This is a genomic window from Aeromonas sp. 602658 (assembly GCF_049173005.1).
Classification (GTDB): Bacteria; Pseudomonadota; Gammaproteobacteria; order Enterobacterales; family Aeromonadaceae; genus Aeromonas; species Aeromonas veronii_A.
In genome coordinates, this window is record NZ_JAAKRF010000026.1 from 39,372 (window position 1) to 50,138 (window position 10,767).

The 10,767-nt window shown below is 60.1% G+C and carries 9 protein-coding genes; 6 read left to right on the forward strand and 3 right to left on the reverse strand.

The window, feature by feature from the left end; all coding sequences use genetic code 11:
* Positions 1 to 132: 132 nt before the first annotated feature.
* Positions 133 to 1,278, reverse strand: a complete 1,146-nt coding sequence (gene argE, locus G5253_RS15785) for an acetylornithine deacetylase (RefSeq protein WP_101530028.1) — start codon at positions 1,276 to 1,278, stop codon at positions 133 to 135.
* Between the two features lie 271 nt (positions 1,279 to 1,549).
* Between argE and argC the strand changes: the two genes are divergently transcribed.
* The 5 genes from argC (at position 1,550) to argH (ending at position 7,328) form a co-directional block, all read left to right on the forward strand.
* Positions 1,550 to 2,557, forward strand: coding sequence for an N-acetyl-gamma-glutamyl-phosphate reductase (argC, locus tag G5253_RS15790; protein ID WP_110304444.1), 1,008 nt, complete (start codon positions 1,550 to 1,552; stop codon positions 2,555 to 2,557).
* Between the two features lie 130 nt (positions 2,558 to 2,687).
* Positions 2,688 to 3,491 (forward strand): acetylglutamate kinase, encoded by an 804-nt coding sequence (gene argB, locus G5253_RS15795; RefSeq protein WP_266134883.1) that lies wholly within the window; start codon positions 2,688 to 2,690, stop codon positions 3,489 to 3,491.
* Positions 3,492 to 3,516: 25 nt separating this feature from the next.
* On the forward strand, positions 3,517 to 4,428 hold the full coding sequence (locus G5253_RS15800; protein ID WP_104016515.1) for an ornithine carbamoyltransferase: 912 nt from the start codon (positions 3,517 to 3,519) through the stop codon (positions 4,426 to 4,428).
* Positions 4,429 to 4,496: 68 nt separating this feature from the next.
* On the forward strand, positions 4,497 to 5,732 hold the full coding sequence (locus G5253_RS15805; RefSeq protein ID WP_033115910.1) for an argininosuccinate synthase: 1,236 nt from the start codon (positions 4,497 to 4,499) through the stop codon (positions 5,730 to 5,732).
* 210 nt (positions 5,733 to 5,942) lie between these two features.
* The gene (gene argH, locus G5253_RS15810) at positions 5,943 to 7,328 is read left to right on the forward strand and encodes an argininosuccinate lyase (protein WP_266134884.1); all 1,386 of its coding nucleotides are present in this window, start codon (positions 5,943 to 5,945) and stop codon (positions 7,326 to 7,328) included.
* Between the two features lie 434 nt (positions 7,329 to 7,762).
* Here the strand turns inward: argH and G5253_RS15815 are convergent, their stop codons facing one another.
* Positions 7,763 to 8,218: a hypothetical protein gene (locus G5253_RS15815; protein WP_266134885.1), complete on the reverse strand. Its 456-nt coding sequence runs from the start codon at positions 8,216 to 8,218 to the stop codon at positions 7,763 to 7,765.
* 442 nt (positions 8,219 to 8,660) lie between these two features.
* Between G5253_RS15815 and G5253_RS15820 the strand changes: the two genes are divergently transcribed.
* Positions 8,661 to 9,353 carry a B3/4 domain-containing protein gene (locus G5253_RS15820; RefSeq protein WP_266134886.1) on the forward strand — a complete coding sequence of 231 codons (693 nt, stop codon included), beginning with the start codon at positions 8,661 to 8,663 and terminating at the stop codon, positions 9,351 to 9,353.
* 63 nt (positions 9,354 to 9,416) lie between these two features.
* Here the strand turns inward: G5253_RS15820 and G5253_RS15825 are convergent, their stop codons facing one another.
* A complete protein-coding gene (locus G5253_RS15825) occupies positions 9,417 to 10,589 on the reverse strand; it encodes a CD0519/CD1768 family membrane protein (RefSeq protein WP_005336104.1) in 1,173 nt (390 codons plus the stop codon).
* Positions 10,590 to 10,767: the final 178 nt, after the last annotated feature.

Here is a 10,767-nt window from a genome sequence, read left to right on the forward strand (position 1 = left end):
TGACAATCTACCCAGATTGTCTGAGCAAGGTCAAATAACAGGCCGATTCAGAACATGTATTTCCATCACCACTCCACAATCGGCTTGTTATGTAACTTACTTACAGTTCTTACGCCCCTTTCACCGCCGCCGCTACAGGCAAAAACGTCTGATCAGGTGTTGCAACACCGAGGTGGTCGGCTTGACGAAGGAGAGGTCAAGATACTCATCCGGCTGGTGCGCCTGGGTGATATGGCCGGGGCCCATGACGATGGTCTCGCAGCCAAGCTGCTGGATAAACGGCGCCTCGGTGCAGTAGTTGACCGACTCGGCGGCGCGACCGCTCGCCTTCTCAGCTTCGCGCACCAGCACAGAGTCGTCGGCGCAGGCGTAGGCGGGAATGGGTTCATGCAGATGTTGCAGATGCAGACAGCCCGGCTGGTGGATCTCGATGGGCGACAGTGCCTCTTTGAGCATCCCCATCAGCTCATCCGGCCCCACCTGCGGGGTGGGTCGCAGGTCGATATGCAGCTCGCAACAGCCGCAGATGCGGTTCGGGCTGTCGCCCCCCTGAATGTAACCCAGGTTCAGGGTCGGCTGCGGCACGGCAAAGCGGTGGTCGGCGTAGCGATCTTTCAGATCCTGCTGCAAGCGCAGCACCTGCCCCATCGCCTTATGCATGATCTCCATGGCGTTGACGCCGTTGGCGGGATCCGAGCTGTGACCGCTCTTGCCGGTAATGCGGATCGCCTCCGACATGTGCCCTTTGTGGGCCACCACCGGCACCAGTCCGGTCGGCTCGCCAATCACGGCGTAGTCGGGTTTGAGCTCGGCCGCCGCGGCGATGGCGCGGGCCCCCGCCATGGTGGTCTCTTCGTCGGCAGTGGCGAGAATGCGCAGCGGCTTGGTCAGCTTGGTGAGGTCAATATCTTTGAGCGCCTCCACGATAAAGGCGAAGAAGCCCTTCATGTCGATGGTGCCGAGGCCATAGAGACGATTGCCCTCTTCGGTCACCTTGAAGGGATCCTTGCTCCAACCCCCCTCATCGAACGGCACCGTATCTGTGTGACCCGCCAGCAGCAGACCGCCCTCCCCCTGACCCATCGTCGCCACCAGATTGAATTTGCCCGGCAGATCGGGGAGCGCCGTCACCTCGCACTGAAAACCGAGCTGACCGAACCAGTCGGCCAGCAGCCGGATCACCGCCTCATTGCTCTGATCCCACTTGGGATCCGTGCTGCTGATAGAGGGAATCGCAATAATATTCTTATAAAGTGAAAAAAAATCCAGATTGGCCATCAGCTCCTCCTTGCGTCCCCGGAATGTTTCTGTTAGAAAATACAAATGCAAAGTGAGTGCATGAATATTCTGTAATTTTACCTGAATATCTGGCTCATCAACAAAGGCTTCTAGTTGTAAGGGAAAGTTAATGTTCTGTCACCTGATCTATAACCGACGACACACACCCGCCTGAATTGCCCCTCCGCACTTGTGCAAAGGGGCGCTCGAACACCCTTGTGCACTGCAGCGTCATGCTGTGAATCTCGAACTCTGACTTGGAATATTCAACATGCTTAACACCGTTATCGTCGGTGCCAGTGGCTACGCGGGAGCCGAACTGGCCGCACTGGTACAGAACCATCCACAACTCAAACTGTTCGGCCTCTACGTCTCCGCCGGCAGTCAGGATGCCCACAAGCGCTTCTCTTCCCTGCATCCCCAGTGGGTAGGCGCCCTCGATCAGCCGCTGCTGCCGCTGGACGACGATGGCATGACCCGGATCCTGACCCAGGCCGATCTGGTGCTGCTGGCCACCGCCCACGAGGTGAGCGCCGAGCTGGCGCCCAAGTTTCTCGCCAAGGGGCTGCCGGTGTTCGATCTCTCCGGTGCCTTCCGGGTCAAGGATCAGGGCTTTTACGACAGCTTCTACGGCTTCACCCACGACAGCGAACAGTGGCTGGATCAGGCCGTCTATGGTCTGGCGGAGTGGAATGCCGATGCCATCGCTACCGCCCAGCTGATTGCGGTGCCGGGTTGTTATCCGACCGCCTCCCTCTGTGCTCTCAAGCCGCTGCAGCAGGATGGCCTGATTGCCAAGGGGTGGCAGCCCATCATCAACGCCGTCTCAGGGGTTTCCGGTGCCGGGCGCAAGGCAGCCATCAACACCAGCTTCTGCGAAGTGAGCCTCAACCCTTACGGCACCTTCAATCACAGACACCAGCCGGAGATCAGCCATCACCTCGGCAAGGAGGTGCTGTTCCAGCCCCACCTTGGCAACTATGTGCGCGGCATTCTGGCCACCATCTATGTGCAGCTGGCGGACGGCGTCACCCCCACGCAGGTGGATCAGGCCTTCCTCAAGGCTTACGAAGGCAAGCCGCTGGTGCGCCTCACCGGCCAGATGCCCTCTATTCGCGGTGTGGCAAACACCCCTTACTGCGATATCGCCTGGCAACAGCAGGGCAACATGCTGGTGGTGGTATCCGCCATCGACAACCTGCTCAAGGGCGCCGCCTCGCAAGCCATGCAGTGCATAAATATCAAATTTGGTTTTGAACCGGCCACCGGCCTGATTTAAGGACTTAGGAAGGATTTCGAACATGGACAAACAGACGTTGGTAATCACGTTGAGTTCGGTGCCCTTTCCGGTTGGACATAACAGCGCTATTACGCAGGCCAATGCCTGATTTAAGGAAGGATTGAGAGATATGGACAAACAGACGTTGGTAATCAAGCTGGGCGGCGCCCTTATCGAGAACGACGAGGCGCTGACCGCCCTGTTCGCCACCCTCAAAACCTTTCTCGACGATCAGCACCGTCCGCTGGTGCTGGTACACGGCGGTGGCTGTCTGGTGGATGACCTGCTCAAGGGGCTGGGTCTCACCTCTACCAAGAAGAACGGCCTGCGGGTGACCCCGTTCGAGCAGATCCCCTTTATTGCCGGTGCACTGGCGGGGACCGCCAACAAGCAGATGATGGCCAAGGCTATCGCCACTGGCATTCCGGCGGTGGGGCTCAGCCTCGCCGACGGCGGCCTCTGTCAGGTGACCCAGCTCGACCCGGATCTCGGCGCGGTCGGCGAGTGCAAGCCGGGCAACCCGGCACTGGTGGCGGGCATCCTCGGTCAGGGCTTCCTACCGGTGGTGAGCTCCATCGGCATCACAGCCGACGGGCAACTGATGAACGTCAACGCGGATCAGGCGGCCACCGCCATTGCCGAGGCCCTCGGCGCCGATCTGGTGATGCTCTCCGATGTGAGCGGCATCCTCGATGGCAAGGGCAAGCTGGTGCCCCAGCTCGACAAGCTGACCGCACTGGATCTGATGGAGAAAGGGGTGATCACGGACGGTATGGCGGTCAAGGTAGAAGCGGCCCTGCACGCCGCCGAGACCCTCGGCAAGCCGGTCTGTGTCGCCAGCTGGCGCTACCCGGATCAGCTGCTCAAGCTGCTGGCGGGCGGCGCGGTCGGCACTCTGGTCAAGATTGCCGATGGCAATCAGGTAGCCCTCTAATCCTCACCGGAACAAGGAACATCCGATGCAACATCTTCTGAAAGACAGTGATCTGAACAAAGCCCAGATTGAAGCGCTGATTGCGCTGGGCAAGGCAGTGAAGGCCGACCCGAAGAAGTACAGCCAGGCGCTGGCGGGCAAGAGCGTGGTCACCCTGTTCGAGAAGCCCTCCCTGCGTACCCGGGTCACTTTCGACATCGGCATCGCCAAGCTGGGCGGCCACAGCGTCTATCTGGATCAGCAGAACGGCGCGCTGGGCAAGCGGGAGTCGGTGAAGGATTTCGCCGCCAACCTGTCGCGCTGGTGTGATGCCATCGTCGCCCGGGTGTTCGATCACCAGACCCTGGTCGAGCTGGCAGAGCACGGCACAGTGCCGGTAGTGAACAGCCTGTGCAACCTCTACCACCCCTGTCAGGGGCTGGCCGACTTTATGACCATTGCCGAGCACTACGACGATCTGTCGAAGGTGAAGCTTGCCTACCTCGGTGATGGCAACAACGTCAGCCACTCTCTGCTGCTGCTGGGGGCGACACTGGGCACCGACGTCACCCTGATCTGCCCGAAAGGCCACGGCCCGGATACCCAGATCTTCCTGCAGGCGCAGGCACTGGCGGCCAAGTCGGGGGCAACCATCCACATCAGCGATGACGTGGCGGATATTGAAGGGTTCGATGTGGCCTACACAGATACCTGGGTCTCCATGGGCGACAACACCCCGATGGAGCAGGTCAAAGACCTCTTTATGCCTTACCAGATCAACCAGGCTCTGCTCGACCGCACCGGCATTGCACATGTGCTGCACTGCCAACCGGCGCACCGGGAGCTGGAGATCACCTCGCAGGTGATGGATGGCCCCGCCTCCCTCATCATGGACGAAGCCGAAAACCGGATGCATATCCAGAACGCCGTGTTGCTGACCCTTCTTGGCGGCAAGTAACGCGGCACTCAACCTGAATCACGACCCTTTTATTGAATCATCATCGAATCATCACGGAGAGAAGTAACATGAGCGGAATCAACAAGATCGTACTGGCTTACTCGGGTGGACTGGATACCTCGGCCATCATTCCCTGGCTGAAAGAGCACTATGACGCCGAAATCATCGCCTTCGTGGCCGATGTGGGTCAGGAGCGCGACGATCTGGAAGGGATCGAGCAGAAGGCCATCGCCTCCGGCGCCACCAAGTGCATCATCAAGGATCTGCGGGAAGAGTTCGTCAAAGAGTACGTCTACCCGACCCTGAAGACCGGCGCCGTCTATGAAGGCACCTATCTGCTGGGCACCTCCATGGCCCGTCCGGTGATCGCCAAGGCGATGGTCGAAGCGGCGCTGGCGGAAGGGGCCGATGCCATCTCCCACGGCTGCACCGGCAAGGGTAACGATCAGGTGCGTTTCGAAGGTGCGGTCGCCGCGCTGGCACCCCAGCTGAAAGTGATCGCCCCGTGGCGGATCTGGGACATGCGCTCCCGGGAAGATCTGCTCTCCTATCTGGAGACCCGCAACATCCCCTGCAAGGCGACCCTGAAGAAGATCTACAGCCGCGACGCCAACGCCTGGCACATCTCCACCGAGGGTGGCGAGCTGGAGAGCACCTGGAACGAGCCGTCCGAAGCGGTCTGGCAGTGGACCGTACCGGCCGAGCAGGCTCCGGATCAGCCGGAGTACGTCAAGCTGACCGTGGCGCAGGGTGAAGTGGTGGCCGTGGATGACCAGCCGCTCAGCCCGCACCAGATCCTGATGACCCTGAACGAGCGTGCCGGCAAGCACGGCGTGGGCCGCATCGACATCACCGAAAACCGGATGGTGGGGATGAAGTCCCGCGGCTGCTACGAAACCCCGGGCGGTACCGTGATGGTCGCCGCGCTGCGCGCCGTGGAAGAGCTGGTACTGGATCGCCCGACCCGCGCCTGGCGGGAGAAGCTGGGTGCCGAGTTCTCCCATCTGGTCTATGACGGCCGCTGGTTCACCCCGCTGTGCAAAGCGATCCTCGCCTCTGCCAACGCCATCGCCGAAGATCTGGATGGTGAAGTGGTGCTGAAGATGTACAAGGGTCAGGTCACCGCTGTGCAGAAGAAGTCGCCGAACAGCCTCTACTCCGAAGATTTCGCCACCTTCGGCGCCGATGAAGTGTATGACCAGAGCCATGCCGAAGGCTTTATCCGTCTCTACACCCTGGCCAGCCGGATCCGCGCCATGAAGGAACAACATCAAGCCATCGGTGGCGATCACACCCACGGCTAAGCAAGCGCGATAACCCGTTGATTCCGTTGAGGGGGCATGGCCCCCTCTTCTATAGGCAGAGGGCATAACCCCTGACCCATCATCGGCGGGTGTGACAAGAGCGGCAGCGCCCCGGCCGCTTCTGTGAGATAACAGGCTCGCAGAAAAACAGGGCACGATTTCAAGCTCGGCGGCCAGGGCGCCGTCGACAACGCATTCAAGGAGAGCAGTATGGCACTTTGGGGTGGACGCTTCAGTCAGGGAGCCGATAGCCGGTTCAAGCAGTTCAACGATTCGCTGCGGTTCGATTACCGGCTGGCGGAGCAGGATATTCAGGGCTCCATGGCCTGGGCCAAAGCGCTGGTCAAGGTGGGCGTATTGACCAGTGACGAGCAGGGCAAACTGCAGCAGGCGATGGAGGTACTGCTCGCCTCGGTGCAGCAGGATCCCCAGCAGATCCTGAGTTCGGACGCCGAAGATATCCACTCCTGGGTCGAGAGCCAGCTGATTGCCGCCGTCGGCGATCTTGGCAAGAAGCTGCACACCGGCCGCTCGCGCAACGATCAGGTCGCCACCGACCTGAAACTCTGGTGCAAGGCGCAGGGTGAGCTGCTGCTCGGCTCCATCACCGCCCTGCAGCAGGGACTGGTCGCCTCCGCCCGTGCCAATCAGGCCGCGGTGCTGCCCGGTTACACCCACCTGCAGCGGGCCCAACCGGTCACCTTCGCTCACTGGGCGCTGGCCTATGTGGAGATGCTGGAGCGGGACTACTCCCGGCTACAGGATGCCCTCAAGCGGCTCGACACCAGCCCGCTCGGCTGCGGCGCGCTGGCGGGCACTGCCTATGCCATCGACCGCGAAGCGCTGGCGCTCGACATGGGCTTTGGTGGCGCCACCCGCAACAGTCTGGATTCGGTCTCGGATCGGGATCACGTGGTGGAGCTGATGCACGTGGCGTCCCTCTCCATGACCCACCTGTCGCGCTTTGCCGAAGACCTTATCTTCTACAACACCGGCGAGGCGGGCTTTGTCGAGCTCTCCGATGCGGTCACTTCCGGCTCGTCGCTGATGCCGCAGAAGAAGAACCCGGATGCGCTGGAGCTGATCCGTGGCAAGACCGGCCGGGTGGTCGGCGCCCAGATGGGCATGCTGATGAGCCTCAAGGCGCTGCCGCTGGCCTACAACAAGGACATGCAGGAAGACAAGGAGGGGCTGTTCGATGCCCTCGACACCTGGCACGACTGCCTCGATATGGCGGCGCTGGTGCTGATCGATCTGAAGGTCAACGGCGAACGCACCATGGCGGCGGCGCAAGGCGGCTACGCCAACGCCACCGAGCTGGCGGACTATCTGGTTGCCAAGGGGATTCCGTTCCGTGAAGCGCACCATATCGTCGGCGAAACCGTGGTCTTTGCCATCAGCGTGGGCAAACCGCTGGAGGAGCTCTCCATCGGTGAATTCCAGCGTTTCAGCCCGGTGATCGAGTTCGACGTCTACCCCAATCTGGAACTGGAAGCGACCCTGGCCAAGCGGGTCGCCAAAGGCGGCGTCGCCCGCGAGCAGGTTGAGGCAGCCCTCACTGCCGCAGAGCTGTGGCTGGCCAAACGGGCGGGTTGATCTCTGATGTATTTGGAAAATAAGAGGGGGAGCAATCGCTCCCCCTCTTGCTTTATCTTGGCTTTAAGCGCTTTTCAACATAATGGCATTTGCAGGTATTGCCTTATCAATGAATTCACCACTTCCATAAACTGACACGATATATCCACAAGCTGGGCAAGCTGCAGTGTATTCACTCATTACGTTGAAAGAACCCAGCACGAACCCTTTGAAGTGGTTACTGCATTTCTTACATTTCATTGATTTGATTGAAAACATCTTTGATTCTCCACGAATAGAAAGATATGAATTCCTCTCTTCTATGGATATGAAACGGGTGGGCTATTCCTAGGAAATAGCCATAGTCACGCTTTGCATCACATCCACACGAATACGCTACCAGATTATTTATTGACAGGCTCGTCATCTACTGAAGTCGATACTGTTCAGGCATTTCACGCACTGGCATTGAGCAGTTTGCCCACCCCCTCCCCCTTGCCATTGGGCAGGGTCTGTTTAAAGGCGCCGAGCAGCTGGTCGAGGTTGAGATTGCTGGCACCGAGGGAATCCTTGAGGGTATCGAGCTCGCTTTGCAGCGCATCGAGGCGGGTGCTCTGGGTACCATTGGCCAACTGGCTACGGGCGCTATCGATGGCGGCAGGGAGGGATTGGCCGCCATTCTCCTGCCCCAGAGTCTGCATCAGCTCCCCCATAAAGTGGTTGATGGCCGAGCGGTTCTGTTCGCTATCGGCATCCTTGATACCGAGTCGCTGGAACAAGCTCTGGACAGTCGGGGCAAGGCGATCCTCCTGTACGGCAGGCTGCACGGGCTGGGGTTTGCTACTGCTGACAAGCAGCTGACTGCCCAGCTTGAGGGCGATAGAGGCAAGGGGAAGCAGGTTGCTGATCATGATATCTCTCCGCGACAACGACCCTTGATGGTGTTGCCAAGAGGAATGCATAAGCGGGGCCAGAACGATGAAAAAACGCCAACCATAGCCAACTCATTGAACAACCGAGCAATTTGAGTGACCGCCTCGTGCTTGGGCATTGCAACTGAGGTCATCACAAGAGAGCCGGGCGGCCAGCGGCTGCCGCTGCAGTTCCAGGCGGCAAAGGGGCATTACCGCAGCAAACCGGAGACGGCAGGGCTCCTCTTCGCTATATACCGCTACATGCCCGCCATCCCCTTGATCACGTCATTTTTCATTCATTAAACTTATGGGCATTAAGATCATGTAAATTTTCTTATCTAACATGTTCGCGCATGATGGCTCTCAAACCGGATTTGCCGTTGCCGCTATGCTGGCCGGCAGCCGCCTTCTCCCAGCCTCTTTCGTTTATGGAGTCGCTATGTCCCTGATCACCCCCTATATCTCCCCCGAAGTCAACCAGCTGGCTCCCGGCTTTCGCGCTTTGAGCATCACGGTGCAGGCCGCCGCCGTGGTCGACCCGAACGTGGGGGCGCGCGCCCTTGATGAAGCCTGCACCGCCATGCTGACCGCCGATGTGCCGTGGGCAGAGGCGCATCTCGCCGCCTGGGGCGAGCTGTTCAGAAAATTTGGCGCCAAGCCGCAGCGGACTCCCTGTTCCGCCGAGGCTCTGAGAAAGCGGGTCGCCCGCGATGGCAACCTGCCCGCCATCGATCCCGTGGTCGATCTCTACAACGCCATCAGTATCCGCTACGCCATTCCGGTGGGGGGCGAAAACCTGCTCACCTATGAGGGACTACCGCGACTGGTGGTAGCCGATGGCAGCGAGCAGTTCGATACCATGAAGGGGGGCGAACCCGCACACGAATCTCCGGAACCCGGCGAGGTGGTCTGGCGGGATGACAAGGGGGTCACCTGTCGGCGCTGGAACTGGCGGCAGGGTGTGCGTACCCGACTCAGTGTCGATTCGGGCCAGATGTGGTTCATTCTGGAGAGCCTGACCGAGATGCCGCTGGCTGCGCTGCATGAGGCGGGGGAAAAACTGATCGCCGGGCTGCGGGAGATGATGCCGGAAGCGGTGATCGCGCAGAACCTGATCGGCCATAACGAATAGGCGATTTTCGTCAGCAGGATACAGAGAGGGGCGCCGCAGCGCCCCTCTCTCTTTTCACTCTGCTCAGCCCAGCAGCAGATAGAGCTGGTGAGCGGCCACACCGGCACACAGGCCGCCGATGGTGTGGGCAACGATGGCGCGGGAGGTGAGGTGGCGATAGCCGAGGGCATCCAGCATGGCGGTGTGGGTGCTCAGGAAGCCACTCCAGCACATCCCCATGGCGGTAAACACCGCGACCTCGTTACCAGTGATCCACCCCTTGGCGATAAAAGGGGGCACCAGCGACATGGCGGCACCGACAGCACCGAGGGAGGTAGCCGGGAAGGCGACCAGCTCCGGCTGCTGGAAACCGAACAGCAGGTCAAACAGCCAGCTCACCTTGGCGGCCAGCACCGGCAGCAGGGCTACCCCCTGAAACGCTTCGCCGGTATAGCCCTTGTCGCCCGGGCCGAAGGTGAGCAGCATCACGAAGGTACTGATGATCAGCACCCCGGGGATCACCGCCATCCCCAGCTCCACGCCAGATTTGCCGCCATCGAGCAGAGAGTTGAGGATCCGCAGCCAGCCGGGAGCCGCCTCTTTGGTCACCCCTACCTTGCGGCCGTCGGACGATATAGCGTCATCGTTCAGCACTTCCCCCACCAAGGGGCGGATCATCCGCTGCATCAGCCGGGTAGAGACCACCGAGCCCACCAGAGCACCCAGCAACCCGATCAGCGCCGCGCTGGCGGTGGATTCACCGCTCGGCAGTTGCAGGGTGGCCATAAAGGTCACCACGATCAGCCCCATGCCGAAGGCGGTGCCGAAGTTGGTGAGCGACACCAGCTGCCAGGGGGTGAAGCCTTTGCGAAAGCGGCTGTCCTTGGCGAGGCTGATCACCGCCGGGTTGTCGGAGAAGAAGGTCATCAGCGCCGCCAGCGCGGTGCGGCCAGGCAGACGAAACACCGGCTTCATCAGCGGGGCCAGCAGCACCTCCAGCAGGCGGATCACCCCGAACTCGCTCAACAGCTGGCTCAGGGCACCGGAGAGCACCGTGATCCCCATGATAAAGAGCACGGTATTGAGCAGCAGCTGGTGGGCGGTATTGAACAGGGTGTTGACCATGGCAGAGAGGCCCATCTGGCTGCCGAGGTAACCGAACAGGCTGCCGAGAATAAGCAGCACCAGCACGGGTTCCATCCAGTTCCGAATGGCGGCAAGTCGCCCCTTTGACTCTATAACTACATGATTTTCCATATCTATCCTGCGGTTCATCTGTGCGTGTGTGGTTGTTTTTATGGTTAAAAAATGGCTGCGCCAAATAGAAAAAAGCCCTTGTCTTGCGACAAGGGCTTTTTGAATTGGCTCCTCCTACTGGACTTGAACCAGTGACATACGGATTAACAGTCCGCCGTTCTACCGACTGAACTAAGGA